Here is a 26,834-nt window from a genome sequence, read left to right as displayed (position 1 = left end):
AATGACTTTCGATCTCGACGGTTATCTGGCGAAAACATCCGGACTCGTGAATGAACTCGCCGACGGCGTTCTTCCTCCGGAGGAGGGGCTGGCCTGCGACCTTTTCGCCGCGATGCGCTACAGCTTCTTCGCGGGCGGCAAGCGTTTCCGCCCCGCGCTCGCCTACGCTGCGGCCGAAGCCGTTTCGGGCGACGGAACCCCGTCGCTGCCCTTCGGAACCGCCATAGAGATGATCCACACCTACAGTCTCATCCACGACGATCTTCCGTCGATGGACGACGATGACCTTCGCCGCGGGCAGCCCACCTGCCACATAAAATTCGGCGAGGCGATGGCGATTCTCGCGGGAGATGCGCTTCTGGCCGACGCCTTTACCATGCTCTCCTCGCCCGCGATGGCTGATAAATACCCTCCGCAGGTGCTTTTAAGGTGCATCTACGAGATAGCCAGATCCTCCGGGGGAAGGGGGATGGCGGGGGGGCAGGCTCTGGACATAGCGAGCGAGGGGAAGACGCTCCTGCTGCCCGCCCTCGAATTTCTCCATACCCACAAGACCGGCGCGCTCATACGGGCTTCGGTGCTGACCGGTGCGATAGCCGCCGGAGCGGGCGTAGAGGAGGAGAAGGCTTTGGCGCGCTACGCGGACAGGGTGGGGCTGGCTTTCCAGATCGCCGACGACATTCTGGACGTCACGGGAGACACCGCGACCTTGGGAAAACCGGTGGGGAGCGACGAAGGAAACAAAAAAGCCACCTATCCCGCGCTTCTGGGGCTCGAAGAGGCGCGCAGGAGGCTCGAAGAGATTACCGCCGAAGCGGTAGCGGCCACGGAGCGTTTCGGGGAGAGGGGCGAACCCCTGCGGGCTCTCGCAAGATTCGTAGCGTCCAGGAAAAACTGATGAAGGACTCCTACTGCATCCTGCCGAAAATAAAGTCCCCGCGCGACCTTCGGACCCTTTCCCGCGAGGACCTTGAGAAATTGTCGGACGAGGTGAGGGATTTCATCCTCGAAAAACTCTCCCCGATAGGCGGACACCTCGCCTCCAGCCTCGGCGTGGTTGAGTTGACGATAGCCCTGCACGCGGTCTTCAAAACCCCCGAGGACAGGATCATCTGGGACGTAGGCCATCAGAGCTACGTCCACAAGATACTCACGGGAAGGAAGGAAGAGTTCAGGACAATCCGCCAGTACGGCGGTCTCAGCGGCTTTCCGAAGCGCTCCGAGAGCCCCTACGATTCCTTCGGCACCGGCCACTCCTCCACCTCAATCTCCGCCGCTCTCGGGATGGCGGCCGCAAGAGACCTGACGAATAAGCGAAACAAGGTGATAGCCGTTATCGGCGACGGCTCGATGAATTCGGGGATGGCTTTTGAGGGGCTCAACAATTCCGGCCACGAGGACCGCGATCTTATCGTCGTCCTTAACGACAACGAGATGAGCATCTCCAGGAACGTTGGGGCGCTCTCCGGGTACCTCTCCCGCGTCCTTTCCAACGAGTTTTATTTCAAGGTGCGAAAGGACGTGCGCGGGGTCCTGAAGTCTATACCGGGCGGCGAATCCATGGCCAGAATCGCCAAAAAGATGGAAGAGCACGCCAAGGGTCTGATCTCTCCCGGAATGCTCTTCGAGGAACTGGGGTTTACCTACTTCGGCCCCATAGACGGCCACAACATGAGCCACCTTCTGAAGGCTTTCGGCAACATCGCCAAATACCAGAAGCCCGTGCTGGTTCACGTCGTGACGAAGAAGGGCAAGGGTTTTTTGCCCGCCGAGTCGAGGCCGGTCACCTACCACGGAGTAGGCCCCTTCAACATCAAGAACGGCGAGTCCAAAGTCACCGCCGGGTGCGCACCTTCCTACACGGCGGTATTCGGCGAGGCGCTCCTCAAAATGGCGAAAAAGGACCCCAGAATCGTCGCCATTACCGCCGCGATGACCGAGGGGACGGGACTCTCCGGCTTTGAAGCGCAGCTTCCCGAGCGTTTTTTCGACGTAGGCATCGCCGAGGAGCACGCCGTCACTTTCGCTGCGGGTCTGGCGGCGGAAGGGTTAAAGCCCGTAGTCGCAATCTACTCGACCTTCATGCAGCGGGCTTACGACCAGATCGTCCACGACGTGGCCCTTCAGGAGCTTCCCGTCGTCTTCGCGCTCGATCGCGCCGGGCTGGTGGGCGCCGACGGTCCCACCCACCACGGGGCTTTCGACATCTCCTACCTTCGCCACATACCCGGCATGACGGTAATGGCCCCCTCCGACGAAAACGAACTTGTAAACGCGCTCGCCACCGCCCTCAGCCTCGGTACCCCCTGTGCCCTGCGCTACCCCAGAGGACACTCCGTAGGCGTTGAGATGGATAAGACTCCTTCGGTCTGGCCGGTAGGCAAGGGGAACCTTTTGAAGGACGGTGGCGAGGGGTCGGTAGCGCTTCTCTGCCTCGGCACCTGCCTTGCCACCGCGCAAAAGGCCGTAAAGCGCGCTGAGGAAGAAGGCGTGAAGGTCTCCGTGTTCGACGCCCGCTTCGCCAAGCCCCTCGACGAGGAGGCCATAATTGGCTTGGCCAAATCGTGCAAGGGGGTCGTTACGGTTGAAGAAAACGTCCTTCAGGGTGGGTTCGGAAGCGCCGTGCTCGAACTTCTCGCCGACAACTCCATTTGCCGGCCGGTAAAAAGACTCGGCCTCCCTGACCGCTTCGTCACCCACGGCTCTCAAATCGAGCTGAAAAAGGAGATCGGCCTGGACGAGGAGGGGATTTTCAAAGCCGTCACGGAAGCGGGAAGGTGAGCGGAAAGATACGGCTTGACCAGCTTCTGGTGGAAAGAGGTATCGCCCCGACGCGGTCCAGGGCGCAGGCGATGATAATGGCGGGGACTATAATCGTCGGGGATCACACGGCGGCGAAGGCCGGGCAACTGGTCGACCCCGAATCCGGAATAAGGCAAAAGGGCGAGCACAACCCCTACGTCAGCAGGGGAGGGCTCAAACTGGAAGCGGCTCTCGACGCCTTTCCGGTTAATCCCGAGGGGATGGTTTGCGTAGACGTGGGAGCCTCCACCGGCGGGTTCACGGACTGCCTCCTGCAAAGGGGGGCAAAAAAGGTCTACGCCGTGGACGTGGGGTACGGGCAACTCGCCTGGAAACTCCGAGAAGACAAAAGGGTGGTGAGCGTGGAGCGCTGCAACGTTCGCCACCTTACCGCGGAAGAACTCGGGGAGCTTTGCGACCTGGCGGTAATCGACGCCTCCTTTATTTCTCTGGATCTCGTCCTGCCGGGAGTTTTTAATCTTATAAAACCAAAAGCGTCCGTAATCGCTCTGGTCAAGCCCCAGTTTGAAGTCGAAAAAGGGCAGGTGGGCAAAGGCGGAGTCGTCAAGGATTCAGCGTTAAGAAAAAAAGCCCTTGAGAAAGTATGCAATAATGCTAAATTATTAGGTTTTGAGGTACTCGGCGAAACCACGTCTCCGATAACGGGGGCCAAAAAGGGGAACGTCGAGTTTTTGATATATCTGAAAAAGACTTAAAAAGGGTATCCAATGGCGATAATCAATTACGCGGCCCGTGAAATGTCTGCCAAAATCGTCTATTACGGACCGGGACTGTCGGGCAAGACCACAAGCATCCAGTGTATTCATTCAAAAATTAACCCCGAGAACAAGGGAAAACTGGTCAGTCTCGCGACTGAAACCGACCGCACCCTCTTTTTCGACTTTTTTCCCGTGGATTTCGGAAAAATCGGCGGGTTCCGGGTGAAATTCAACTTCTACACGGTTCCCGGACAGGTTTTTTACAATACCACCAGAAAGCTCGTTCTGAAGGGTGCCGACGGCGTCGTCTTCGTGGCGGACTCCCAGGTGGGCATGAGGGAACAAAACGAGGAATCCCTCCAGAACCTCTACGAGAACCTTAAAGTCCACGGCTTCGACCCCGAGACCATCCCCTTCGTCATTCAGTACAACAAGCGCGACATGCCCAACATCATGAGCGTCGAGGAGATGCGCCGCGAACTGAACCACCGCGGAGTGCCCGATTTCGAGACGAACGCCGCCGCCGGAACCGGTATAATGGAGGCGATGAGGGCGATCTGCAAACAGGTGCTTGAGGACCTTCGCCAGAAACAGCAGAAGGGAAGCGCAGGAAAGGCCGCCGCCCCGGCGCCTGCTCCCGAGGAAAAACCCGCGCCGGCGCCTTCCGAGACCGCCCCTGCGCCGGTGCAGGCTGCTGCACCCCCCGTTTCGCCTGCTTCGCCGGTTCAAAAGCCCGCCGCGCCCGCCGCCGCTCCGGCCGGGAGCGTTTTCGCCTCCGCCGTGGAGGAGCGCTCCCTGGACCTCACTATCCAGAGGGACAAAAAGGGCGGAGCCGTTACCAGAACCATCACCCTTCCCCTGACGATAACCCTGAACGAAGGGGTGAATCTTTCAAACCTCAACGTTCATGTAAAGGTGGGCTACAAGGGGTCGGAGACCAAGGTTACTCTGGGCCAGATAGAGCAGGGCGAAACCCAAAAAGGCTTCTTTGCGCGGCTTTTCGGTGGCTGATTTCAACAAAATATATTTCGTCTCCTGCGGCCCCGGCGACCCGGACCTTCTGACGATAGCCGGGCTTAAAGCCATACGGGAGAGCGTCGCGATACTCTCTCCCGCGCTTTTCGTCGATACCTTCTCGGAATACCTTGAGGGGAAAGAGGTGTCGAGCCCCTTCACGATGGATTACGAAACCCTCGTTGCGTGGATCGAGGAGCGGCTCGCCCGCGGCAGCGTCTCCTTCCTTGTCCCCGGCGACTTTTCGACCTTTTCCCCCTTCCAGTCCTTCGTCGGCTATTTCAGGGACCGCTCCGTAGTAATTCCCGGAGTCGGGGCTCACAGCGCCGCAGCCGCGCTTCTAAAGAAGACTTACGACATGGCGGGAGTCGCCCACTGCACGGTGGTGACGAGCCCGCGCGCGATAACCAAAAGCGGCAGGGTCAGGCTTTCCGACTACGGCGGCCCCGGCAAGACCCTCATTCTCTACATGATAAACCTTCCCCTGGAAGAACTGGTGCGGGAGCTTCTCCATTCCTATCCGCCGTCCACGGGAATCGCCATTCTGGAGCGGATAGGCGCGGACGGCGAGACCGTTACCAAAGGAACGCTTGAGGATATAGCCGTAAGAGTGGGGGATAGAGACCCTTTCAACGTCGGCTCCGTCTCCGCCGAGCCCAGTCTGGCCCTAGTCGTCGTAGGCGACGTCCTCGAAGCCGACGAGACGAAGGAAGAGTGGAACTACCGTTACGAAAAGCTCTGGAAACCGCGCAACATGCGGTGAGCAGCCGTGGCGAAAGGGCACCGTCCCATGCGACAAAAAATCGAGAAACCCCTTCTTCTTTCCCCCTTCGACAATCCTGAAGAGACACTCCCCCTGATCGAGGCCGGCGCCGACGAGCTCTACGGCGGAGTCCTGCCCGACGACTGGGTTTCCGGGCGGATAAGCCCGAACCAGCGCACCTTCGCCTCGGCCCAGTTCTCCTCCGAAAAGGAATTCGCAAAGGCCGTAGCCCTCGCCGCCTCGCGAAACGTTCCCGTCTACCTGACGATGAACGCCCCCCAGAATCCGCCGGAGATACAGAAGAAACTTCTCGGACTGGCGAAGAGGGCGGCGGAATACGGAGTGAAGGGGGTAATCGCCGGGGATCCGGGACTTATCGTTAATATCCGCGAAGCCAAAATCCCCCTTGAAATCACCCTTTCGACGATGGCCGGGACGCTGAACGCGAGCGCTTTCGATTTTTTCGCCGGACTCGGCATCAGCAGAGCAGTTTTGCCCCGCCACCTGACGCTGGGTGAAACGGAAGAGATAACGGCGGCTTTGCCCGGTCTTACCTTCGAGGCTTTCGTGCTGGTAGGAAAGTGCCCCAACGAGGAGGCGCACTGCTTTTTCCAGCACACCGCCCCGGACAAGCGCTGGCCCTGCGAGATAGAGCAGAGGGTAAGCGCTGCTAAAGACCATCCGCTGAGAAGGCGCTTTGAGAGGTGGAGTTCCTGCGACAGGCGCTTTTCCTGCGGCCTTTGCGCCATAGGGCCGCTTATCGAAAGAGGGGTGGCGGTTCAGAAGCTGGTGGGAAGGGGAGGGCCTACCTCCGGGAAGGTCGCGAACGTAAAGATGGTGCGCCGCTTCATCGACAATCCGGCGCTCGGAAGGGTGGAGGCGCTTGAAGCCTACGCTTCGCGCTTCGGCAGGGAGTGCGATCCTCTGGTCTGCTATTACCCGGAATTACATCCCTACTTCGGGGGTTGATTCACTTCCTCAGGTCCGGCCTGTCCAGTCCGTGCCATTTCAGACAGGGCTCTATCACCCCTACGGTTTCCTTCCGGTGGTTTTTGATGATCTGCCGGTGGTAGGCCGAGAGGGTAGCCACTTCCGTGCTTCGCAGTGTCCCCGAGCGAATGAGTATCTCTACCACGGCGGGGGGGAGCGCTCTCATCGAGCCGTCCTCTATCTTGAAGGCAATCCCCACTCCCGCTTCGAGAATTGACAGGCCGTAAGAGCTTTCGGCCCCGGTCTTGGCCAAGACCCTGCCGGGAGCGGCTCTCATCGCGTCGGTGCATATGCGCTCGTCCCCCGCGACCATCTCCGGATTCTCCACGCAGGCCTTTACAAGGTGGTGCATAGCCTTTACGCGCTTCTCGGGGAGGGTGTCGTCGCCCTTCGGCCAGGCGAGGCGTGCGTAGCCCCTCGCGACCGCCCTGAGGGGAGCCCGGAAGACCGGGACGCCGCAGCCGTCGGTGCCTTCGCCCAGCTCTTCGAGAGAAAGGCCAAGGCACTCCGCGACAACCTTTTTTATGTGTATCTGTACAGGGTGTCCGGGATTAACGTAATCCTCCGTATCCCAGCCGTGAAAGACGCAAAGGGCCAGCATGGCGGCGTGTTTGCCGGAGCAGTTGTTGTGTATCGGCCGGGGTTTTTCGCCGGATTCCTGAAGTCTTTTCGCAGTGAGTTTGTGGCTTGGAGGGTGTACGCCGCAAAGAAGCGCCGCTTCTTCCACGCCGATCTTCGAGAGTATCGAAAGGACGGCCTCGACGTGAAAAGACTGGCCGGAATGGGAGCCGCACATGACGGCGAGTTCCCCGGAAGTGAGGCTAAAGCGCGTCAAGGCTCCGTCTTCCACCACCGGTATCGCCTGAAAGGGCTTAGCCGCCGAGCGAAGAAAGGTGGGGAAATCGGGGTCGCCGAGCGCGTCGAGGAGTGCTCCGTCGGGCCTCGCCACGGCGAGGTGGCCCCTGTGGAGGCTCTCCACCAGTCCGCCGCGCATTGCGCGCACCATGGGAACGGGACAAATCATCGTGATTTTTCCGTTTTTCTACTTGCCGATAACGGTCACGTTGCAGCGTCTGCTTCTGGGGCCGTCGAATTCGACGAAATAGATACCCTGCCAGGTCCCGAGAGCCAGCCTGCCGCCGGTTATGGGAACGGTAACGCTCGATCCGATGAGGGTGGCCATGACGTGAGCGTCGGAGTTGCCCTCCGAGTGTCGGAAGGCGAAGCCGGCGGGAATCATGTCTTTCAGAAACTCGAGAATATCGCGGCTTACGTTGGGATCTTCGTTTTCATTTATCGCAAGGCCGCCGGTGGTGTGCGGAGCGTATACGACGCATATCCCTTCGGATACCCCGGATTCGCCGACTATTCCGGATACGTTTTGGGTAACGTCTATAAAACACTGCCTTGTATTGGTGCCAAGGGTGAATGTTTTCATGTTTTATCCTCTCGGCGGGAAGCAAAAGACATTCAACGTTATCCTGAGGCAAAACGAAAATCAAAACAAGTGTCAAGGTTGTGCGAAGCCGTTTGCGTGGGCATCCGGGGGTTGCCGTCAGCCGGGCTTTTTTAAGACGAACGCAATTATTTTTAAGCCTTCCGCTTGACTTCGGCCCCTGCGTCAAGTAATTAGTTTTCTGCTTTTCCCCTTGCCAAACACCATTGACTTCCCCCGTGGGAGGTGAAAGGGAGCCCATGTACGCGATTACCGACATAGTTGCCAGGGAAATACTCGACTCTCGCGGAAACCCCACAGTAGAGGCTGACGTTTACCTCACCTCGGGTGTCATGGGCCGCGCCGCGGTGCCCTCCGGGGCCTCTACCGGCGAGTACGAGGCGGTAGAGCTTCGCGACGGCGATCCTGACCGCTATCTCGGAAAGGGAGTACTCAGGGCCGTCGAGAACGTAAACACTATCATAGCCTCCGAACTTATCGGCATGGATGTGCGCGAGCAGATTGAGATCGACGGACTTCTCTGTTCGCTGGACGGCACCGCCAACAAGGGCAATCTTGGCGCCAACGCCATGCTGGGCGTCTCCCTTGCCTGCGCAAAGGCGGCCGCGACGGCCTGCGAGCTGCCTCTCTTCCGCTACATCGGCGGATCACAGGCCAGCCTTCTGCCCGTCCCGATGATGAATATTTTAAACGGCGGCGCGCACGCCGACAACAACGTCGACATTCAGGAGTTCATGATAGCCCCCGTCGGAGCGCAGACCTTTACCGAAGCGCTTCGCATGGGCACGGAGATCTATCACAGCCTCAAAAAGACCCTGAAAGAGAAGGGGCACAGGACCGCCGTCGGCGACGAGGGCGGGTTCGCTCCCGACCTCGGTTCCAACGAAGAGGCGCTGGAGATAATCCTCGTCGCCATCGAGAGAGCGGGTTACGTCCCCGGCATCGACATCCTCATCTCTCTCGACGCAGCCGCCAGCGAATTTTACAAAGACGGCCTCTACACCCTCTCCGCCGAGGGCGCGAGCATGAATTCCCTGCAGCTCGTCAAGTACTACGAAAAACTCTGCTTCAAGTACCCCATCTACTCAATCGAGGATGGCTTCGACCAGAACGACTGGGCCGGGTGGAAGGAGTTAACCGACGACGTGGGCGGGAGCATCCAGATCGTCGGCGACGACCTCTTCGTCACCAACACCCAGCGCCTTGCGCAGGGCATACAAAGCGGCGTGGCCAATTCCATACTCGTCAAGGTCAACCAGATAGGCACCCTGTCGGAGACCCTCCAGACCATTCAGATGGCCCACCGCGCGGGCTATACCACGGTTATTTCGCACCGCTCGGGCGAGACCTCCGACTACACCATAGCCGATCTGGCTGTCGCCGTGAACGCCGGGCAGATTAAGACCGGTGCGCCCTGCCGCTCCGACCGCATAGCGAAATACAACCAGCTTCTGCGCATCGAAGAACAGCTCGCCGGGGCCTGCGCTTACCACGGCCCCGCTCTCCTGGCCTCGATGCAGAGGAGATAAGCACAAAAGATTAAAGGCATAAGACAACCGCGACAGCAAACACACAAGGAGCACCAGGGAAAATGGCTATAGAACAGACACTCGCCATGATAAAGCCCGACGCGACGGCGAGAAACATTATCGGAAAGATTGTCGCCCGCATCGAAGAGGAAGGTTTCACCATCCGCGCCATGAGGAAACTGAAACTCAGCCGCGAGCAGGCCGAGGCTTTCTACTCAGTACACAAGGAGCGCCCCTTCTTCGGCGATCTTACTTCTTTCATGTCCTCCGGCCCCATCGTAGCGCTCCTTCTCGAACGCGAGAACGCCATCTCCAAGTGGCGCGAGGTAATGGGAGCGACCAACCCCGAGAAGGCCGCCGAAGGCACCATCAGGAAGCTTTTCGCGCTGGACATGGAGAAGAACTCCGTCCACGGCTCCGACGCCCACGAAACCGCCGCGTGCGAAAAGGGATTCTTTTTCAACGGCCTGGATATGCTCTAAGAGCGTCTCTCGATAAACAAAAAAAGGCCCGGTCATTCGCCGGGCCTTTTTATTTGGCGTAAAGACCGTTATTTTGCTTCTTTGTGGTTTCCCATTCCCATGGGCATGCCGCGAGGCATCTCCGGCATCATCGGCGGTCTTTCCATCATGACCGGCTCTTCGGTAATGGCCGACACCGCGTCTTTTCCGTGGGCGAGGAGTTTCATAACCGAATCGTCGCTGTCGGAGAAGATTACGCCGAAGGGAAGTATTTCGGCGCTGAAGATGTAGCTGGCCAGAACCTTTCCTTCGGCGGAGAGTATCTGTTTTTCAGCTCCCTTGAAGGTGCCGGCCGGAACCGTCACTTCCTTTTCGCCCAGTTCCTTTACGGTGAGACCGGTTTTGTCCTCGGGAACGCCGCTACGGGTCTGGAACATGTGCACAGCCATCTTCCTCCCCATCTTTACGAAATCGACGGGCATCTCCTGGGCCGGGGTGTCGCCTGATTTCATTATCAGCCTTTTTATGTTGGCCGGGTCGTTCGGATCTCCGGTAACGAGCATCTTTATGATGTTGGTGCTGCTGTCCTCGACGTTTTTGACCTCGTACCAGAAATCTTTTTCCATGACGTCCACGACCGACATCTTCATGGTAATTTTCTTTTGGGTTTTCTTTTCCATCACTTCATACTCAGCCCAGACTCCCTTTTGGGGGGTGAAGGTGCCGAAGAGCTTGGGAATGGAGTCAAAACCGCTGTCGGCGGCTAACGCCGAAACCGAAAAAGAGGCTAATATCATAAGAGTGGCGAAAAATAATGACGCAACTTTTTTCATGTGCCCTTCCTCCATTCGAGTGATGTGTAGTAGCCTGATTGGTTATAGCATGGAAGATCGTTAATTCAACCCTTTGACGGCGATTTTGGCTATTTGTGAGTTATGGGAAAGATCAGGATTATTTCGGGTAAATACAGGGGGAAGGCGCTTTTCGCTCCCGAAGGGGAGGAGACGAGGCCGCTTTTGTCCCGCCTGAGGAAAAGCCTCGCCGACATCTTGCGCCCGAGACTTCAGGGGACCTTTGTGCTGGACCTTTTTGCCGGCAGCGGAGCGATAGGTTTCGAGCTTCTTTCCAACGGCGCCCAAAAAGCCGTGCTCATAGAGAAGAGCCCCAGATCCGCCTCTTATATCAGGCAAAACGCTCTCGCCCTCGGGGCTGAGGCGAAGGTCATAGAGAGCGACTGCCTCAAGGTAATACCGAGTCTCTTTAAAGCCGGGGAGAAGTTTGACGTGATACTTGTCGCGCCGCCCTACGGCCTGGAGCTTCAGCGCGCGGCGATGGAAGCGCTCGCCGAAAACCCGCTTCTTGCAGTAGGCGGAACAGTCGTCGTCCAGAGAGAGGCCAAGGAGAGCTTCTGGGAGCCGGTAAAGCCTTTCCATCTGATCGAGACCCGCAAATACGGTCGCACCGTCTTTGATTTCTACGGTTCAGACGGCTGATATGAAGGAGTTTCTTCTTAGGCCTGCGCTCGCCCTCGCCGGGGGCAAGGAAATCGCCGACCACTGGTTTTACGTAAGAGACGGGCAAGTGGTCCGGAGCGGGGCAGGGGAGCCGCCGCCGCTGCCCGAGGGCATCCCGGTCCTTTCCCCTCCTTTTGCCTTGGAACCACTCGTCGATTGCCACGTTCATCTCTCCCTCGGCGGCTCCTTCGATCCCTCGGAAAGGAAGAGGGTCGCGGGGTTTGACGACGAGGAAGCACTCGAAAGGGTCATGAACCTTCTTGAGGAGTACAGGCGGGCGGGGATATGCGCGGTGAGGGATGGCGGAACGCCTCGCGGCCTCGCTTTCAAGGCCGCCGAACTGGCTGATAAAAATCCCGGCCGCTACGCGAAGGTTTTTCCCTCCGCCGGACCGCTCTTCAAAAAGGGACTTTACGGGGGGTTTCTTGGAAGGGGCGCAGAAACCGTCGAAGAAGGTTTCTCCCTCATCGAGGAAGGCGCGAAGAGAGGTGCAAGGCAGATAAAGATACTGGCCTCGGGGCTGAACAGCCTCGAAGTGCCCGGCGAGACCGGAAAAGAGCAGTTCACGCCCGGCGAACTTTCTGAACTCACACGCTTTTCACGCTCTCTAGGACTCGGGACCATGATTCACGTCAACGGTACCCTCGGGGCGGTTCTGGACTCCGCCCCCCAGAGCGTCGAGCACGCTTTTTGGCCGAAAGAGGGCGAGATAGAAAAGCTCTCGGCCAGTGAAAGCTTCTGGACCCCTACCTTCGTCGCCTGGTCAAGCCTCAGCGGCAATCCCTCTCTTGGCCCGAACCAGAAGAAAGTCGTTGAAATCACCGCAAAGCGCCACGGAGAGGATATATCGAAGGGGATTTCGCACGGCGCGAAGCTCCTGCCCGGAAGCGACGCCGGAACTCCGGGGGTTTCGCACGTCTCCGGATTTTTCAGCGAGGTTTCGGCGCTTGTCTCCCTCGGGGCTGACTTGAACTCTCTTGCCGGAAACGCGGCTTCCCTCGCCGCAAGGTTGAGCGGATTTCCCGGCCTGCGCGAGGGCGGCGAGGCGGGCTTCGTCCTTTACGACTCCTGGCCGGAAGATATTTCCAGCCCCACGGCCGTCTGCTTCGGCGGCGAACTTACCCTTTTAAAATGAAAACAGACCTCATGGGCAGTTACAGATGGTGGAGAAGGGAAGGGGACAAACTTCCCAACCCCTCTTACGCCCAACGGATTTTTTCCGCCGCCGGGCCTGTCGAAGAGTTCATCCTCTCCTCAAGGGGGCCTCTGGACGCCGAGGTGCAAAACCACCAGAGGGCGCTTCGGATGGGGAAAAACGACCGCGCTCTGCTCGGGATGGGAGTCTACGGACTTGCGCGGAGTCTCAAAGCCTTAACCGAAGCCACCGGCGGAGTCCGCGAGCCGGGAGTTCTTCTGGGGCTAGGGTATCTGGACCAGATTAAGCCGGAACTTCGGCCCTGCGAGTACTTTACGAATTACGATTATAAATCCGCTCTTGAGCGGGCGGATGAGCTTCGGGAGAGGTGGTTTTCGTCGTTTTGCGAAGAAACCGCAACTTCCCTGTCTGAGCTTCCGGTAGAGGCGAAAGACGCGCTCTCCTCCTACCTTTCAATTCCTTCTTTCTGGCTTGACTTCGGCCCCTGGAAAACCGTGGGGGAGGCTCTTTCCGAGCTTTTGGAAGGTAAAAAGCGCCAGTCGCTGCAGATACGCGCAAACACCCTGAAGACAGGCCGCGAGGAACTGAAACGCGATCTCTACAGTTCAGGAATAGCTTCGGATTATTCCGAATTTTCTCCAACCGGCCTCATGATTCCCGGCGCTGTCAACGTGGCCGGACTCCCATCTTTCAAGGAAGGACTCTTCGAGATTCAGGACGAGGGGAGCCAGCTTATCGCCCTCGCCTGCGGCGCGAAACCGGGCCAAAAGGTGCTTGACCTGTGCGCGGGAAGCGGCGGCAAGTCCCTCGCCCTCGCCGCCCTGATGGAAAACAGGGGGTTAATCGTAGCTCACGACAACGCAAGGCTTCGGCTCCTTCGCTCGGACGAGCGGATCAGGAGGTCCGGCGCGACCATCATCAAGCCCCTCTCCGCTTACGAAGAGGTAGCCGGATCAGCGCCTTACGACGTCGTGCTGGTTGACGCTCCCTGCTCCTCGACAGGCACACTGAGAAGGAATCCCGACGTTTCGTGGCGCTGGAAAAAAGCCGATATCCTCTCTTTCTCGAAGGTTCAGCGAGAACTTCTTCAGAAGGGGTCGGAACTTGTAAAACGCGGGGGGAAGCTCGTCTACTCGACCTGCAGCCTTCTGGCGCCTGAAAACCGGTTCGTGGCTGAAAAGTTTCTTGAGAACAACCGTAATTTTTCACCGGCAAAGGTCTTGCCCGGCCTTCCTTTCTCCTGCATCGGGAGCGAAGGTGTCCGCCTTCCGCTCAACCTTCCCGGTTACGAAGGTGACGGATACTTCATCGCTTCCTTTTTGAAAATATAATCCTGAAATTTCTCCTCAAAAGTTACACTCGTCCGATAGGGTAGCGGTAGCCGCTAATAACGATGTTGGAGGCAACAAACGTTCTTCTCATTCACACGCAAGCCGCTCGGACATAGCAATGTTAACATAATATATCTTATCAGACGTTGAGTATGGAAAGCGGGTTGATAATCGTCTCGAAAAGCCTTCCTGCCGGACATCCCCTCCTTTTTGTGTTCTTAAGGTAAATGGTTCGCAGCGGATGTCAAAACCTTTCATCTTCGCTATACTCTTTGAAATAATTACCTTTTTGGCGAGCGCATTCGATGTCTCAACTGATCGCAGTCAAATCTCCTCAAGGGATTCTCTTTCTCGCCGACCGTCGCGTCGAGGTTCACGACGACGCAGACAACGTCGAGGTTCGCTTTGCAAGGAAACTCTACCCCCTTGGCGAAAGCGGCCTGCTGTCCACCGGAGGCAGCGCGGTAGGCATTGAAATCAGCAGAAAACTGAGCCATCTTTTCCGGGAAAACCCCGTTCCGTACCCTGAGATGAAGTCTTACGTATTGAGCACTTTCCAAAGCGATTACGATATGTTCCAGCAGGAAGGCAAAGCGTGGTTCCGGGCTCACCCCGAAGCTCATCAGCTCGCATACATACTTCTCGGCGGAATCCTTGAGGACGGGTCTTTCGAGAACTCTTTTTACGCTTCGGAAGCCCACGGAGAGAGTTACCGGGAGCTGCCGATACTCGACGTCCTCACGGCTCCCCGAAGAATTGGAACTGAAATAAAGCTCGTCACGGCACTTAAAAATGGTTCAGACTTAATTGATATTATGAATTTGGCGATACAAGCCCTCGTTTACATAGATAAAAAAGAAAATTCCGTTGGGCGTCCTTTCGACTGGGGCATAATCTCTTCTTCGGGTCTCAAGATGGACACCCTTGAAAATAATAGCTGATGGCAGCTAATTATGTAACGACAGTATTGGGCAAAACAGTCATTACTTTATCTGTTTTGTCATGTTTTGCAGCCGCTCCCTGTGTCGCCCGGGAGATGGCGGCGGAAGACTCCGGCTTTCTGACTCCTGATCAAAAAGTTGTCGTCTTCAATGCCGTAGCCGTAGGGGGTGTTCTGACCTACGGCGCGATAATGTGGGAGTATGGAGAAAACAGCCCTCACGTGCGTTCGGAAGGATGGTTCGGTTCGGGCACCAAGCACGGCGGAGCGGACAAGACCGGTCACCTTTACACCGGCTACTTCATGGGCAGGATGTCTTCGGGGGTATTCAAGAAATGGGGGTACGGCGACGGGGAGGCGGCGCTACTCGGCGCGGGAACCTCGCTGATCTTCACCACCTGCATGGAGATAGGGGATTCATTCAGCGATTTCGGCCTCTCTCCCCAGGATATCTACTCCAACATACTTGGCGCTTCGGCCGGTTACCTTCTGGAGCGCTACCCCGAAGCGGGCGAATTCCTGGACCTTCGCGTCGAGTACACCCCTTCCCTGACGAAAGTCAGCCGCGACCCGACCACCGACTACGAACATCTGAAATATCTGCTCGCCTTCAAGCTCTCGGGCTTCGATTCGCTGGAGGATTCGCCGCTCAGGTTCGTCGAATTCCTTGGAGGGTATTACACGAGAAACTTCATGGGGCATGGGGGAACGGACGACAAGGAGAGAAACCTCTTTGTCGGCGTCGGACTTAACCTCTCGGAAGTCTTTTCCGAAACGCCTGCGCCCAAAGCCTTCAATTACCTTCAAATACCCTACACTTACGTTAAGGACGAAAAGACCCTGAGGAACTGAGGGCTTACTTCGTCAGTTCCAGTATGTGTATCTTGCCGTACAGCTTCGAGAGGATGAAAAGCCTGCTGGCGGCCGCGTCGGCGGCGATCGAGACCGGGGCTTTTATTCCCAAAGTCTCAAGGTGTTCGCGGTTGTAGGTCGAGCAAAGGGTGCCGTCGCTGCTGTAAACCTGTATGTTGCGAAGAAGTCCGTCCACCACCAGATACTCGCCCTCGCGGGTACGGCATATCCCCTTCGGCAGTTGAAGCCCGGCTCCCGCAGGCGGCCTGGTCTCGTCCTTTACCAGCTTCCCTTCCTTGCTTATGACGTGGGTGGTGGAACTCTTGGAATCCACTACGCGCACGTTGCCGGTATCGGTGTCGCAATCGAGAAAGGTGGGAATTCTGATGAGTTTTCCCGTCGCCGTAGGAGAAGAACTGTCGATGTCGAAAAGCGTGTTGCCCTCTTCGTCCAGTTTGACGATTCTGGCGTTCGCAGCGTCGCTGACCCACATATTTCCCGCCGAATCGATGTCCACATCCATCAAATGGGGCACGCGGGGGTTCTGCCCTGCTTTGGGCGCCGGTATCCCGATATCCCTGAGCAACTCGCCGCCGGAGGAGAACACCCTCACCTTCTGGCTGCCGATAAAAGTGACCGCGACTTTGCTCTCGTCCGGCGCGGCGCCTATTCCCCACGGAGTCCCCCAGGCCTCCTTGTAATCGAGGGATTTCGCGTCCAGAGAGCGGATGAAGGCACCCTGCTGGTCGATAACTATTACGGATCTCGTTCCCGAATCGGTTACGTAGAGGTGTCCGTCAATAGAGACGATATCGGTTGGCTCCGTGAATTTATGCCTGACGCCGTCCTTAAGGTAGGAGTCAAGCGTTCCGGCCTTTACCAGCAAGCGGCAGGATACGGCTCTTTTTTTCTCCTGCTCCGCCTCTTTCGTTGTCGGGGTTATCTCTACGGAAGGGGCGCTTTCGGAACCGTCCGAGGCTACGGAAACTATCCTGTAGGAACAGGCCGGTTCCCCTGTCGCCGGTCCCTTGTAAAGAGGAGAAGAGATACGGCATATTTTGACCGTCTCCTTGCCGGGGCAAGTAACGTAGAGATCGTAGGATTCCGCCCCCGGCACGGCTCCCCAGGAGATGAAAACGACCTCGTCCTTTATAAAGGCCCCTTTAAGTTCCGGGGTGTTTATGCCGGTGGGAGTGACCTCTACGCCCCTTGGAGCACAGCCCTCCAGAGCCGCCAGCAGCGCAAACAAACCGATAAATGCAAACCTTCGCAGTTTCAATTTGTAACTCCTTACCAGTTGTGGGCGCTTCGTGAGAGACCCACGTGGCAATCAATGCACTGAAGACCGTCGCCGAGGTAGCCGGGAGTCCCCTTCCCTTCGTTCCAGGAAGGAGTGTCGGAATCCGTGGTCTTTACGGGCGTCGCCGAAGTCGGATGATGCCCCATGCTTGAAGATCTCTGTTCCTGGTAGCCGTGGCAGTCGTTGCAGATGCTGACGTTCTTGTCCGGGGAGCCCCGGAGGCACTTTGCTCCCGCCCTGCCGTTGTGGGAGACGTGGCAGGTCTGGCAGGCAAGCTCCCCCTCTGTGCCGACAGGCCATGGGGAAGGGATTTTTACCGAGAGGTCAAAAAATCCTTCCGAAGGAATTGTGGGGTCTCCCACGTCGCCGTGTGTCGAATGGTCATGTTCGTAAGGCTCCGCCGATTCCTCGAAGACGGGGTGGTAATTGGGGGTTTTGCCGGGAGTGTTTGAAAAGACCTCTTTTCCGTGGCAGCCCATGCACAGCATCCTTACCGGATTGCTCGACACCTCCGCCACCAACAGGTTTTCCGTAGAGAGGTGCGCCGAGTGGCAGGTCGGGCAGGAGACTGTCTTCTTGGGGCCGAAGAGGTGTCCGCCCATCTCCCAGTGGGTGTCGGGATTCATCAGCGCGGTTTTGTCCGGCGCGGGGACGTTAAAGAACGATTCCGGGCCGTGAAAGGCTTTTTCCGAAGCCATCTCCCTCGTGAAATCGAGTTTGCTCTCCACCACCGGCATGCCCACGGGATGGTAACCGTTTTGCTGACCCGAATCCTCTACCGTTGTCCACCGCCCCATACCTTTACCGTCGCTGCCGCTGTGGCAGGACTGGCAGAGCGTTTCGAGCGGCATGCGCAGAAACGGGGGGTAATCGGAGTTGTGGGGGTCGTGGCAGGCAGTGCAGTCCATCTTGCCGGTGTATTTAACTCTCGCGGGCAGAAGTCCGCTGACCGCAAGGTTGGACTGGCCCTCAAGGCCGTTCGTCGCGGTTTCCATGTTCGACAGCGAAGACCCGTGGCCGTGAAGAAGCGCGGGGAGCCCTATGTTTCCGTCAAGTTCCTCTATTCGCGCGTCCGGGTAGGCGGTGCCGTCGTGACAGGCGTAGCAGATTACGCCTACCGGCCCGAGGCCGTTTCCGTTATCGGGCTCTTCCTCGTAATAGGCGCTCTCGATGACGGAGTTGTAGGTGGCGTGGCAGTAGTAGCAAGCCCACCCCTCCCCCGTCTCGCTCACCTGCATGTCGTGGTGCGAGCCGTTTACGGCTCCCAGGGCATCCGCCGCGATTATGATGGCCGCAAGGGCCAAAAACCACCGGAACATATTATTCCTCCGCATTACTGCGTATGGCAAAGCTGGCAAAAATTGGCGTCCCTGAACTTTCCTTGCCCCCTGCCGTCGCTTATCCGGTTAAGCCCGAGTCCCGGCTCCAGGTCCGAAAGGTCTTCGCCGATGAGAATCGTCGCGCCGATAGACAGCTCTCCCCAATGTCCCGGCGTATGGCAGGTCATGCAGTTCAGGGCTCCGTCCTCGGAAGGGTATTTCATCGGACTTAGGGGAGGGGTGATGAGATAGGGGCCGTTTTTTGTATTTATCGGCTTTCTCACCATCTCACTGGCAACGACGGTGACGGGTCTGCTCAGGAGTCCATGCTCAGCCAGAGAGTTGACGATGTTGTCTCCGGTCATCACGTGGTGGTTCTGGGGATAGTTCTTGTAGGAAGCCAGGTGTATTTCGTTGTTCCCTCTTTTGTTCCCCGTAATCTCGCACTCGTTTCTAGGATCGTCCCAGTTGGGGTTTACCGAGTTGGCTTTGTTGTCCTGATACAGGAAGCCGTGGCAGCCGACGCAGAGAGGGGAAGTCTTTCCCTCCAAAGGATTCGTCTGGTCGTCGCCGTCGGTGATTTTAGAGAGCAGAAGGGCGGTGCCGGGGACCGAAAAAAGCATGCTGTGGCAGGATTCGCAGATAAGCTCGGCCTGGGCCATCGCTCCCTTTGACGATTCAAACTTCTTGCCCGGCACCTCTGATCCCAAAGGGGAGCCGGTATCAAAAATTACCGTTCTCCAGGTCGCGGCGTCGGCGTACTTCGAGACCCCGCCTGCCCCCAGACATCCCGAATCCCATTTTGATATCTTGAAAAATTCTCCCTCGTTCCGTATTCCGAAGGCCGCTTTCTCCCAGCCTCCTCCCGAGTTGGTAGAACGGAGCTTGTTGCTTGACGGGTCGATGTAAGCGACGAAATGGGAGCCGTAACCCGCAGTCGGGTTGTAGGAATGGCAATCGATGCAAAGAGAGGAAGCTGCATTGTTGGGGAGTTTTTTACCCCCGTAAGCCCTTGCCACGGCGAGGCCGGGATCGAGAGGGTTTATCGCCGCGAGGGAAAGGGCGGCCGGGATCAAAAGGGCGCAGACAAAAACGGCGGCAAAGCGAAACCGGAGCACCTCTCCCTCCTTGCGGCAATAATATAAGGGACTGGATTGTCAATCTTAGGGTACGACGGATTTTCCGGAAAACAAGGAAAGGTGGGGAAAATTCATAACCGCTTGTTAAAAAAGCAAAAAGCCCGCGCAACCGATGGCGCAGGCTTTTTTTTGAATGAATGGAGCCGGGAATCGGACTTGAACCGACGACCTACTGATTACGAATCAGTGTATCATGCTATCACGCCATACTTTGCAATTCTCCATTCTCCAATAAAATCCCTATAATTCAACATTCTAGCCTTCATGGTTTTTCATGGCATACCATGCCTTGCGTTATATTCAGGTGACTGCTATAGTGACTGCTTGAGGTTCACTGATTTTGAAAACCTGTTTTGGTGAAGTCACCTAATAAGTCGCAACCGTTAAAAAAGGCGGTGAAAAATGGCAAGGCGTAACGCAGTCCAGCTAACTCAAAAGATTGTTCAGTCATTCCAATATGAATGCGAGATAAAAACCGACTCAGAAGGAAAGCGAATAGAACCCCGTTGTGTAAAATGGGATTTAAACGCTACGGGGCTTGGTTTAAGGGTGTATCCAAGCGGCAAGAAGGTTTGGGTATTCGCGTATGAAGTTGAAGGGCGCAAACGTCTTATACAGTTTGATACACCATACCCTACCCTCACCCTAGATGGAGCAAGGGCAGCGGCCAAGGCACTTGGAGGCAAAATAGCAACAGCCGATGCGCTTAACGCTGATCCAGTAGACCCTTTAGCTGACCGTGAAAGGAAGAAAGACGACCGCAATATATCCGAACTTTGCGAGGCATATCTTGAGCGCCATGCGGCGCAAAAGAAGACCGGCAAGGAAGACAAGCGGCGAATCAAGCTCCATATACTGCCAGCTTGGGGAACTCTCAAAATCAAGGCTATTAGGCGTTCTGACGTTGCCTCCCTTCATCACAAGATAGGAGAAAGCGGGCAATATGAAGCGAACCGCGTTCTTGCCCTTGTGTCGGTTCTCTTTGAGAAGGCGCGGGAGTGGGGTTTTTTGCCGGATGCACACAGTAACCCGGCGCGGGATGTTCAAACCTTTCGGGAGGTAAAGCGGGATAGATGGATAAAGCCCGAAGAGTTGCCGAAACTGGCGCTAGCAATCAACAAAGAACCGAATGTTTATATCCGCGCCTTGATTCTCGCTTACCTCCTTACCGGGGCGAGAAAAAGCGAGCTTCTTAACGCCAAGTGGGAAGACCTTGACTTTGAGCGCAATGAACTGAGGCTACCTGACACCAAGGCGGGGCGCGTCCACTACATACCCCTGAGCGCCCCTGCAAAGGCTCTTTTTGACAAACTTCCAAGAGAAGAGGGCAACCCCCATGTATTCCCCGGAAGGAAGGAAAAAACGCACCTCGTCAACATAGGGAAGAGTTGGCGACGAATACGCCAAGAGGCGGAACTTGAAGATGTACGCCTTCACGATCTAAGGCGCACGGTTGGAAGCTGGCTTGCCACAAGCGGCGCAAGCCTTCCGCTGATCGGCAAGGTTCTAGGCCATACGCAACCCTCTACAACGGCCATTTACGCCCGCTTGGGCGAAGACCCGGCGCGGAAAGCCCTTGAAGACCACGGCGAGAGAATGATGGAAGCGGCGCAAGGCTTGAGGCTAATTAAATAGGCTTCTAGAAGGCCGTAATTTTGAGACTTTAGAGCGTGGGCTTACCGGAAGCGGAGGATTAAATGGGCAAATATTTGAAGGAATTTAAAAAAAAGTACGAAGTAATTGCAAACGAAATCATAAAAGAAATCGCAAAAAGCATGATTGAAGAACTTACAATTGAATACAATGAATTTGATAGCTACGAAAACATAATTACCGCTACAGATAATACCATTGCGCATTATATGAATACAGTTATACAGACTATGTTACAAGCTAGACTACACAATTACAAAGTACTAAGAATTGTGTTAATTAAGGCACTTAATATAAGCGTATTTCTACAGCGATACGAAGGTACAAGAAATCCACTTTTTATGTGGAACGCTACGAGCCAGATTGTTTCCCTACAGCTAGGCGCAGATATTATCTTGCCATCTGGCTTATATGTAAGACCTCTGGGCAAAGATATTAAATTGCCAGAGGATGCTAAAAAATTTATTTTGTATTCCTGTGAGGCAATTACAAAAACACCAATCGCAATGTACATGAATGAATCACTTGAAATTGGACAAAAAGAAATAAATAAATTTAATAGCTTTGACATAAAACTGAGAATTGCTAATGAAGCGATGCAAATGCGCAGGGATAAAAGATTAAAGGGAGAATATGCAGATGAAAAAGTCGGACAAAAATACGGCATTACTGATCGTACAGTAAGACAATATATTCATGAAATTTTCATAAAACCAGCACAGGGGGATTTCCGTAAAGATGAGATGGGAGAAGAGGTTTTTAAAGAAGTCTTAGAAGCTGCTAGAAATTATTTAACGCAGTTAAAAGAGGAATTACGGAAGTAAATTTCTATTTTCGCTTCCTATATTCATCATTAGCCAGCGAATAGAATCGCCTTCATATCGTAAACCAAAGTTATGGAGGCAAAACGCAATGGAATCACAAAACTCTCTCCTTAATGAAAAGCAAGCCGCTTCACTTCTGAACCTGACCCCAAGGGCTTTACAGGCATGGCGCGTCCAGGGGCGAGGCCCCAAGCACGTCCGCATATCCGGCGCTTGTGTCCGCTATCGCCCGGAAGACATTAAAGCCTTCATCGAGGCGAACCTAAAGCAATCCACCTCCGAAGCGTAAGGGGTTGAACATGAACCCCTTAAACGGCGAAGCCCCCAACGCTGATACTCTGGGGGCTCCTATGCAAGAACCCTCAACCCCTCACGAAAACCCGTTACAGGCCAATATTGAAAGCCGCTCAAGCGATCTAGAGGAAGTAAAAAGGCTTTCCGATCTTTCTCCATTCGATTACGACAGGGTAAGGAAGGAGGAAGCTAAAAAACTTGGCGTTCAGGTTTCAACCCTTGACCGGCTTGTAAGAGGGGCCAAAGGCGAAGAGGAAAAGGGAAACATAACCTTTGACGAGGTTGAGCCGTGGCCCGATCCTGTTGACCTCTCAACCCTCCTTTCCGACCTTTCGGCAACTGTCCGCCGGTTTATTGTATGCGCCGAAGAGACGGCGGACGCAGCAGCCCTCTGGGTTGCCTTCACATGGTTCATCGATGTTGTCCAGGTTGCCCCCTTTGCGGTCATTACCGCGCCTGAAAAGAGATGCGGAAAAACACAGCTGCTTACTCTCCTTCAACAGGTAGTGTGTAAGCCGTTAATGGCGAGCAACATAAGCCCGGCGGCATTTTTCCGAACCATTGACGCATGGAGCCCGACACTCCTTATCGATGAGGTGGACGCCTTCATGCGGGACAATGAGGAGTTGCGTGGGATAGTAAACGCCGGTCACACGCGAAGCAGTGCCTATACGATAAGAACGGTTGGAGACAACCACACCCCTACACGTTTCAGCTTATGGGGGGCGAAAGCCCTGTCCGGTATCGGCCACCTTGCCGATACCATTATGGATCGTTCAATCACTCTGGTTTTGCGCCGGAAACTTCCCAATGAAAATACAGAGCGGTTACGTTATGCGGAAACCGGACTTTTCCCCTCCTTGGCGTCAAGGTTGGCCCGATGCGCGGAAGACTGCCGCGAAGCCGTTAGAAGTGCGCGGCCTGACCTCCCGGCCAGTCTCCACGACAGAGCGCAAGACAACTGGGAGCCGCTATTAGCCATTGCCGATATTGCTGGCGGTATTTGGCCAGACAAAGCCCGGAGAGCGGCCCTTACGCTTTCCGGCGCTGAAAGTCCGCTCCAAAGCATAGGGACTGAACTACTTGCCGACATTCAGGAGATATTCGACGCGAAGAGAGCTGACAAGATAAGCACGGCGGATTTGATTCAAGCCCTTTGCGCCGACGATGAAAAATCGTGGGCAACCTATAACAGGGGCAAGCCAATTTCACCCCGGCAGGTTTCTTCCCGCCTAAAGGAATACGGAATCATATCTAAGACAATCAGAATAGGGTACGGGAACACTCCCAAGGGTTTCACTCTCGATCAATTCAAAGAGGCTTTTTCTCGTTATCTCACCTCACCCCCTGAAATATCCGCCACAGTTACACAACCCTACTCCCAAGCGGAAAAACCTGTTGCGGATAGTCCGACACGTTGCGAAAACGAAAACCAAAACGCAACGCCAAAACCCGCCACTGGCGCGGGTTGTGGCGGTGTTGCAGATAAAAAGGGTGGATGGGAGGTATCAATATGAACACGGTGAAGGAACTTTTTGAAGAGGTGGAGGCCGAAGGCGGCGCAATCATTCTTGAAGGTGACCGCTTGTGGATCGTAGCTGATCACCCCTTACCCTCTGAACTTGTCGAAAAGGTGAAGGCTCAAAAAGACGAACTGAAGAAAAGCCTTCGCCCCAAGCCCTACCCGACCCCCGAGAGCATCACGCGCCCGGATGATTACAAGAGGCTTGAAGGCTGGCGGCTTGAGCTTTGGCAGCTTGTCGTATGGAGCGCAATGGAGGGGCCGAACAAGAGGGTACGCGAAGAGGCCGAAGGGATAGCCTGGGCGGATGTTGACAGGGAGCAGAAAAGACAGGGGGAAAATCATGGCAATTAAACATACTTTTCTGACAGTTGGCGGGAACAAGAAAACGCGGCTTTTGACGCGAAAAACGGCGATACGGGAATTTTGCGTCCACTGTATGCAGTCGGTTCACGAAGTCGCGTTCTGCACCTCAAAAACGTGCGCTTTGTGGCCTTTTCGGATGGGTTTTGAAGGCATGGGCGACGGTTGCAAAGAAGTTTCTGACAAAATCGGCATTACGCGCTAATATTCTTGCCGTAATCTCATTCGAGGGAGGGGCGGCCATGAAAAACAAGCTCGTTCGGTCGCTGTGCGTCGGAACGTCGCCTTATTGCCGTTTGCAATTCTTTGGAGGGAATTAATATGGGCATTTTAACTATTATAGTTATTATTTGGACTATAGTGGCGCAAACTATGCCGTATTTGCCGGGTAGTTTTACGTTTGTAAGCAATGACCAGAAGAGAAAGATTAAGCCTTTGGTAATCGCTGCATTGAAAAACAATAATATGTATTTTGATGCAGATTATATACTTAAAGGTGGTGGCAATCTTAGAATATATTTAAACAACCGTAGTGAATATGAAAATATTCCTTACACAAAAAGGGATGAAATAATGCATCCAGTTGTAAACCAGTTTTGCAATGCTAGCTTTAATGTTTTTATTCCTTCTTTATATGTTTATGACAATAGGACAGGAGAAAAAATTGACAGTTTTTCGTGTGTTGCCAATTCTATCGTATTCCCCGGAGAGTACTAAGCAACAGTAAAACAATCTTTTTTAAAATAATCGAAGATATAGAGAGAGTGGAAAAATCTCTCCCCCTTCAGGTTGCCTTTTATATTTTTGCCCCGGAATTAAGTGAGGTTCATGGATTGAAAGTCATTTTCATTTCATGGGGTGCCCCCCTATCCCCGCTTCTTTTTTTATGGGCGAAAGTCGAACACCCTCCTCCTCTTCTTTTTATGGAAAACCAAAAACCTCACGCCTCCTTTTTTTAGGGCAAAGATTGAGCCTTACAACTTCATCCGGTAGGGAGTTGTTAGGAGAAATTGATCCTTTTGGTGACTGCCTAGGTGACTGCAAAAAAATAAGGGATTAGGCAATTAGCCTAACCCCTTGATTTTATTGGAGCCGGGAATCGGACTTGAACCGACGACCTACTGATTACGAATCAGTTGCTCTACCGACTGAGCTATCCCGGCTTCAAGGTCGAAAGCCCCCGTTTTGCGGGGGCTTTTTTATTGATTGGTGGAGCTGATCGGGATCGAACCGACGACCTCCTCGTTGCGAACGAGGCGCTCTCCCAGCTGAGCTACAGCCCCGATTTGGAGCGCAGAAGATAGCACAGCCAAAGCAGGCATTGCAAGTGGAGTGATTGCGTCTTTTTTAGTCTGCAAACTTCGGCTGCCGCAATCCCGATACTCTTTTTTATCCGCTGCTACTTTCTCGGTTTGAGCCCCAGCTTCGCCGCGATCGAACCGGCGTCCGCCTCCATTCCCACCGGTTTGTTCACCAGTTCGGGCTTGCTTTCGACGCCGAATCCCTCAACCAGTTTGCCTTCAAAATAATCCTGCTGGAACCCGGCGAATTTTAGCTGGTGGCTTGTGGAGTCGCAGACGAAGCGGCCGTTACGCGAGACCTTCCCCTCGGCCAGAGCCCTCTTGAGACCGGCTATCGCCTCGCCTCCCTGGGTGCAGACGACGTGGCCGTGGCGATTACTTAAGAGCATGGAGTCCATGATCTCCTGCTCGGTGACCGTCACGGCGGTGAATTTCTCCTTGAAGTATTTTTCGACGAGCCCCCTCACCTTTGGGAAACTGACCGGGTTTCCTATCATCGCGGCCTGGGCGACGCTGGGGCTGACCGTCATGGGATGGTACTCGCCGGTATCCCTCCATCTGGCCACGGGGTTGGCGTGGTGGCTCTGCACCCCGAGAATCACCGGCAGACCGTCGATAATCCCGAGATTCTCAAGGTCCAGAAACCCTTCCATTATCGCCGTGACGTTGCCCGCGTTGCCTATCGGTACGGCCACAGTGAGGCCGGAGGTCTTCCAGCCCGACTGCTGTGCGACCTCGAAGGCGAAGGATTTCTGCCCGGTTATGCGTACGGGGTTTTTGGAGTTCAGGAGAAAAACGTCGTACTTTTCTGCAAGCTGCTCGACGATCTTCATGCAGTCGTCGAAGACCCCCGGTATCTCGACCACCGTCGCACCGCTTCCGAGGGGCTGCCCGAGCTGCTGGGGAGTGACTTTGCCCTTGGGGAGAAGCACGACCGACTTTACGGCGCTCTTGGGAAGGTAGGAGAGGTAGAGCGCGGCGGCGGCGGAGGTGTCTCCCGTCGAGGCGCAGATGCCCAGAACCGTATCGGGCTTGTTTCTCTTGATGTAGTTGTTCAGGAAGGAGATGGCGCTGGCCATGCCCCGGTCCTTGAAGGAGGCGCTGGGGTTTTGCCCGTCGTTCTTGACGTGAAAGTCGGCTCCCAGCCACTCGCAGAGCTCGCCGTTGGCGCGGATGAGAGGGGTGTGCCCTTCCCCGAGGAAGATAACGTCCTCAAGGGGAATGTGGGGGAGTATAAGTTCGTGGAAGAGGAATATTCCCCTGAGCCCAGCCACGTCCAGCGACCGGCGAAGGTCGAAGACCTGCCTCCACTCCTTGCCGCTGCGGGCTTTGAGGGCGCTGAAATTCTCGTCGACGATGCGAAGAAGGCTTTTGCACTCCGGGCAGGTGTACAGCAGCCTGTCGAGGCTGTAGGTCTTTTCGCATGCGATGCATTTGTAAACCGACTTCGGCTCATGGCAGGGCAAGAGGCTAAGGCCGGTAAGGAGCTTCATCTTCTCTGGCGTCACGTCACTCACTCCGTTTTGATTTGTCTAAATACCCCAAAAAAGTATATTTCAGTTTAGAATAAAAAAATGGTCAAGGAAAAACCC

25 protein-coding genes, 3 tRNA genes and 1 pseudogene are annotated in these 26,834 nt (G+C 55.4%); 19 read left to right on the top strand and 10 right to left on the bottom strand.

The features are described from left to right. The first annotated feature begins 1 nt into the window (after nt 1). The 6 genes and pseudogenes from EPN96_08470 (at nt 2) to EPN96_08445 (ending at nt 6,267) form a co-directional block, all read left to right on the top strand. On the top strand, nt 2-898 hold the full coding sequence (locus tag EPN96_08470; GenBank protein TAL16686.1) for a polyprenyl synthetase family protein: 897 nt from the start codon (nt 2-4) through the stop codon (nt 896-898). Next, nucleotides 898-2,781 (top strand): 1-deoxy-D-xylulose-5-phosphate synthase, encoded by a 1,884-nt coding sequence (dxs, locus tag EPN96_08465; protein ID TAL16685.1) that lies wholly within the window; start codon nt 898-900, stop codon nt 2,779-2,781. Before EPN96_08470 ends, dxs begins: the two co-directional genes overlap by 1 nt. Further along, nucleotides 2,778-3,518 (top strand): TlyA family RNA methyltransferase, encoded by a 741-nt coding sequence (locus EPN96_08460; protein ID TAL16684.1) that lies wholly within the window; start codon nt 2,778-2,780, stop codon nt 3,516-3,518. The genes dxs and EPN96_08460 overlap by 4 nt, the downstream gene beginning before the upstream one ends. A 12-nt stretch (nt 3,519-3,530) precedes the next feature. Continuing rightward, a pseudogene (locus tag EPN96_08455) lies at nt 3,531-4,115 on the top strand (gliding-motility protein MglA). Between the two features lie 394 nt (nt 4,116-4,509). Further along, nucleotides 4,510-5,298, top strand: coding sequence for a hypothetical protein (locus EPN96_08450; protein ID TAL16683.1), 789 nt, complete (start codon nt 4,510-4,512; stop codon nt 5,296-5,298). Between the two features lie 27 nt (nt 5,299-5,325). Further along, nucleotides 5,326-6,267: a hypothetical protein gene (locus tag EPN96_08445; GenBank protein TAL16682.1), complete on the top strand. Its 942-nt coding sequence runs from the start codon at nt 5,326-5,328 to the stop codon at nt 6,265-6,267. A 1-nt stretch (nt 6,268) separates the two neighbouring features. On the opposite strand, the gene EPN96_08440 is transcribed toward EPN96_08445, so the two are convergent. Both EPN96_08440 and EPN96_08435 read right to left on the bottom strand, forming a co-directional pair. After that, complete coding sequence (locus tag EPN96_08440) at nt 6,269-7,312, bottom strand: asparaginase (protein ID TAL16681.1); 1,044 nt, start codon at nt 7,310-7,312, stop codon at nt 6,269-6,271. Nucleotides 7,313-7,330: 18 nt separating this feature from the next. Further along, nucleotides 7,331-7,726, bottom strand: coding sequence for a YjbQ family protein (locus tag EPN96_08435; GenBank protein TAL16680.1), 396 nt, complete (start codon nt 7,724-7,726; stop codon nt 7,331-7,333). Nucleotides 7,727-7,983: 257 nt separating this feature from the next. On the opposite strand from EPN96_08435, the gene EPN96_08430 reads away from it, so the two are divergent. After that, on the top strand, nt 7,984-9,273 hold the full coding sequence (locus tag EPN96_08430; protein ID TAL16679.1) for a phosphopyruvate hydratase: 1,290 nt from the start codon (nt 7,984-7,986) through the stop codon (nt 9,271-9,273). A gap of 62 nt (nt 9,274-9,335) precedes the next feature. After that, entirely contained in the window at nt 9,336-9,755 is a 420-nt protein-coding gene (locus tag EPN96_08425; protein TAL16678.1) for a nucleoside-diphosphate kinase, read from the top strand. 68 nt (nt 9,756-9,823) lie between these two features. On the opposite strand, the gene EPN96_08420 is transcribed toward EPN96_08425, so the two are convergent. Next, nucleotides 9,824-10,567: a hypothetical protein gene (locus tag EPN96_08420; GenBank protein TAL16677.1), complete on the bottom strand. Its 744-nt coding sequence runs from the start codon at nt 10,565-10,567 to the stop codon at nt 9,824-9,826. Nucleotides 10,568-10,669: 102 nt separating this feature from the next. Here EPN96_08420 and rsmD point away from each other — a divergent pair, with 102 nt between their 5' ends. The 5 genes from rsmD to EPN96_08395 all read left to right on the top strand — a co-directional run bounded on the left by rsmD (nt 10,670) and on the right by EPN96_08395 (nt 15,527). Next, nucleotides 10,670-11,227 carry a 16S rRNA (guanine(966)-N(2))-methyltransferase RsmD gene (gene rsmD / locus EPN96_08415; protein TAL16676.1) on the top strand — a complete coding sequence of 186 codons (558 nt, stop codon included), beginning with the start codon at nt 10,670-10,672 and terminating at the stop codon, nt 11,225-11,227. Between the two features lies 1 nt (nt 11,228). After that, on the top strand, nt 11,229-12,383 hold the full coding sequence (locus EPN96_08410) for a hypothetical protein (GenBank protein ID TAL16675.1): 1,155 nt from the start codon (nt 11,229-11,231) through the stop codon (nt 12,381-12,383). Further along, complete coding sequence (locus EPN96_08405; GenBank protein TAL16674.1) at nt 12,380-13,735, top strand: RsmB/NOP family class I SAM-dependent RNA methyltransferase; 1,356 nt, start codon at nt 12,380-12,382, stop codon at nt 13,733-13,735. Before EPN96_08410 ends, EPN96_08405 begins: the two co-directional genes overlap by 4 nt. Before the next feature lie 305 nt (nt 13,736-14,040). Beyond that, nucleotides 14,041-14,676: a hypothetical protein gene (locus tag EPN96_08400; GenBank protein TAL16673.1), complete on the top strand. Its 636-nt coding sequence runs from the start codon at nt 14,041-14,043 to the stop codon at nt 14,674-14,676. Next, nucleotides 14,676-15,527 (top strand): DUF2279 domain-containing protein, encoded by an 852-nt coding sequence (locus EPN96_08395; protein ID TAL16672.1) that lies wholly within the window; start codon nt 14,676-14,678, stop codon nt 15,525-15,527. Before EPN96_08400 ends, EPN96_08395 begins: the two co-directional genes overlap by 1 nt. Before the next feature lie 4 nt (nt 15,528-15,531). On the opposite strand, the gene EPN96_08390 is transcribed toward EPN96_08395, so the two are convergent. From EPN96_08390 to EPN96_08375, 4 genes are all read right to left on the bottom strand, one after another. Then, on the bottom strand, nt 15,532-16,806 hold the full coding sequence (locus EPN96_08390; protein TAL16671.1) for a hypothetical protein: 1,275 nt from the start codon (nt 16,804-16,806) through the stop codon (nt 15,532-15,534). 11 nt (nt 16,807-16,817) lie between these two features. Continuing rightward, nucleotides 16,818-18,161 (bottom strand): hypothetical protein, encoded by a 1,344-nt coding sequence (locus tag EPN96_08385; GenBank protein ID TAL16670.1) that lies wholly within the window; start codon nt 18,159-18,161, stop codon nt 16,818-16,820. Beyond that, nucleotides 18,161-19,264, bottom strand: a complete 1,104-nt coding sequence (locus EPN96_08380; GenBank protein ID TAL16669.1) for a hypothetical protein — start codon at nt 19,262-19,264, stop codon at nt 18,161-18,163. The genes EPN96_08385 and EPN96_08380 overlap by 1 nt, the downstream gene beginning before the upstream one ends. Before the next feature lie 159 nt (nt 19,265-19,423). Further along, a tRNA-OTHER gene (locus EPN96_08375) sits at nt 19,424-19,491 on the bottom strand. 196 nt (nt 19,492-19,687) lie between these two features. On the opposite strand from EPN96_08375, the gene EPN96_08370 reads away from it, so the two are divergent. The 6 genes from EPN96_08370 to EPN96_08345 all read left to right on the top strand — a co-directional run bounded on the left by EPN96_08370 (nt 19,688) and on the right by EPN96_08345 (nt 24,658). Further along, nucleotides 19,688-20,920: a site-specific integrase gene (locus EPN96_08370; GenBank protein ID TAL16668.1), complete on the top strand. Its 1,233-nt coding sequence runs from the start codon at nt 19,688-19,690 to the stop codon at nt 20,918-20,920. 62 nt (nt 20,921-20,982) lie between these two features. Next, the gene (locus tag EPN96_08365; protein ID TAL16667.1) at nt 20,983-21,762 is read left to right on the top strand and encodes a hypothetical protein; all 780 of its coding nucleotides are present in this window, start codon (nt 20,983-20,985) and stop codon (nt 21,760-21,762) included. A gap of 88 nt (nt 21,763-21,850) precedes the next feature. Further along, nucleotides 21,851-22,051 (top strand): DNA-binding protein, encoded by a 201-nt coding sequence (locus EPN96_08360; protein ID TAL16666.1) that lies wholly within the window; start codon nt 21,851-21,853, stop codon nt 22,049-22,051. A 10-nt stretch (nt 22,052-22,061) separates the two neighbouring features. Next, the gene (locus tag EPN96_08355; protein TAL16665.1) at nt 22,062-23,573 is read left to right on the top strand and encodes a DUF3631 domain-containing protein; all 1,512 of its coding nucleotides are present in this window, start codon (nt 22,062-22,064) and stop codon (nt 23,571-23,573) included. After that, a complete protein-coding gene (locus EPN96_08350) occupies nt 23,570-23,932 on the top strand; it encodes a hypothetical protein (GenBank protein ID TAL16664.1) in 363 nt (120 codons plus the stop codon). Before EPN96_08355 ends, EPN96_08350 begins: the two co-directional genes overlap by 4 nt. Nucleotides 23,933-24,262: 330 nt before the next feature. Further along, complete coding sequence (locus EPN96_08345) at nt 24,263-24,658, top strand: hypothetical protein (GenBank protein ID TAL16663.1); 396 nt, start codon at nt 24,263-24,265, stop codon at nt 24,656-24,658. Between the two features lie 370 nt (nt 24,659-25,028). Here the strand turns inward: EPN96_08345 and EPN96_08340 are convergent. The 3 genes from EPN96_08340 to thrC all read right to left on the bottom strand — a co-directional run bounded on the left by EPN96_08340 (nt 25,029) and on the right by thrC (nt 26,735). Further along, nucleotides 25,029-25,104: transfer RNA gene (locus EPN96_08340), tRNA-Thr, on the bottom strand. 44 nt (nt 25,105-25,148) lie between these two features. Then, nucleotides 25,149-25,224: transfer RNA gene (locus tag EPN96_08335), tRNA-Ala, on the bottom strand. A gap of 116 nt (nt 25,225-25,340) precedes the next feature. Further along, a complete protein-coding gene (gene thrC / locus EPN96_08330; protein TAL16711.1) occupies nt 25,341-26,735 on the bottom strand; it encodes a threonine synthase in 1,395 nt (464 codons plus the stop codon). Between the last annotated feature and the right edge of the window lie 99 nt (nt 26,736-26,834).

It is taken from the genome of bacterium, assembly GCA_004322275.1.
Taxonomy (GTDB): Bacteria; Desulfobacterota; Deferrisomatia; order Deferrisomatales; family BM512; genus SCTA01.
This window is presented reverse-complemented; position numbering and strand designations above follow the sequence as displayed.

What these genes read in the sequence shown, in the direction of transcription:
- EPN96_08470 (TAL16686.1), top strand. Translation starts at nt 2, where the DNA reads ATGACTTTCGATCTCGACGGTTATCTGGCGAAAACATCCGGACTCGTG.
- rsmD (TAL16676.1), top strand. Translation starts at nt 10,670, where the DNA reads ATGGGAAAGATCAGGATTATTTCGGGTAAATACAGGGGGAAGGCGCTT.
- EPN96_08385 (TAL16670.1), bottom strand. Translation starts at nt 18,161, where the DNA reads ATGCGGAGGAATAATATGTTCCGGTGGTTTTTGGCCCTTGCGGCCATC.
- EPN96_08420 (TAL16677.1), bottom strand. Translation starts at nt 10,567, where the DNA reads ATGAAAAAAGTTGCGTCATTATTTTTCGCCACTCTTATGATATTAGCC.
- EPN96_08350 (TAL16664.1), top strand. Translation starts at nt 23,570, where the DNA reads ATGAACACGGTGAAGGAACTTTTTGAAGAGGTGGAGGCCGAAGGCGGC.
- EPN96_08345 (TAL16663.1), top strand. Translation starts at nt 24,263, where the DNA reads ATGGGCATTTTAACTATTATAGTTATTATTTGGACTATAGTGGCGCAA.
- EPN96_08440 (TAL16681.1), bottom strand. Translation starts at nt 7,312, where the DNA reads ATGATTTGTCCCGTTCCCATGGTGCGCGCAATGCGCGGCGGACTGGTG.
- dxs (TAL16685.1), top strand. Translation starts at nt 898, where the DNA reads ATGAAGGACTCCTACTGCATCCTGCCGAAAATAAAGTCCCCGCGCGAC.
- EPN96_08365 (TAL16667.1), top strand. Translation starts at nt 20,983, where the DNA reads ATGGGCAAATATTTGAAGGAATTTAAAAAAAAGTACGAAGTAATTGCA.
- EPN96_08425 (TAL16678.1), top strand. Translation starts at nt 9,336, where the DNA reads ATGGCTATAGAACAGACACTCGCCATGATAAAGCCCGACGCGACGGCG.
- EPN96_08395 (TAL16672.1), top strand. Translation starts at nt 14,676, where the DNA reads ATGGCAGCTAATTATGTAACGACAGTATTGGGCAAAACAGTCATTACT.
- EPN96_08435 (TAL16680.1), bottom strand. Translation starts at nt 7,726, where the DNA reads ATGAAAACATTCACCCTTGGCACCAATACAAGGCAGTGTTTTATAGAC.
- EPN96_08430 (TAL16679.1), top strand. Translation starts at nt 7,984, where the DNA reads ATGTACGCGATTACCGACATAGTTGCCAGGGAAATACTCGACTCTCGC.
- EPN96_08400 (TAL16673.1), top strand. Translation starts at nt 14,041, where the DNA reads ATGTCTCAACTGATCGCAGTCAAATCTCCTCAAGGGATTCTCTTTCTC.
- thrC (TAL16711.1), bottom strand. Translation starts at nt 26,735, where the DNA reads ATGAAGCTCCTTACCGGCCTTAGCCTCTTGCCCTGCCATGAGCCGAAG.
- EPN96_08405 (TAL16674.1), top strand. Translation starts at nt 12,380, where the DNA reads ATGAAAACAGACCTCATGGGCAGTTACAGATGGTGGAGAAGGGAAGGG.
- EPN96_08410 (TAL16675.1), top strand. Translation starts at nt 11,229, where the DNA reads ATGAAGGAGTTTCTTCTTAGGCCTGCGCTCGCCCTCGCCGGGGGCAAG.
- EPN96_08370 (TAL16668.1), top strand. Translation starts at nt 19,688, where the DNA reads ATGGCAAGGCGTAACGCAGTCCAGCTAACTCAAAAGATTGTTCAGTCA.
- EPN96_08445 (TAL16682.1), top strand. Translation starts at nt 5,326, where the DNA reads ATGCGACAAAAAATCGAGAAACCCCTTCTTCTTTCCCCCTTCGACAAT.
- EPN96_08355 (TAL16665.1), top strand. Translation starts at nt 22,062, where the DNA reads ATGAACCCCTTAAACGGCGAAGCCCCCAACGCTGATACTCTGGGGGCT.
- EPN96_08360 (TAL16666.1), top strand. Translation starts at nt 21,851, where the DNA reads ATGGAATCACAAAACTCTCTCCTTAATGAAAAGCAAGCCGCTTCACTT.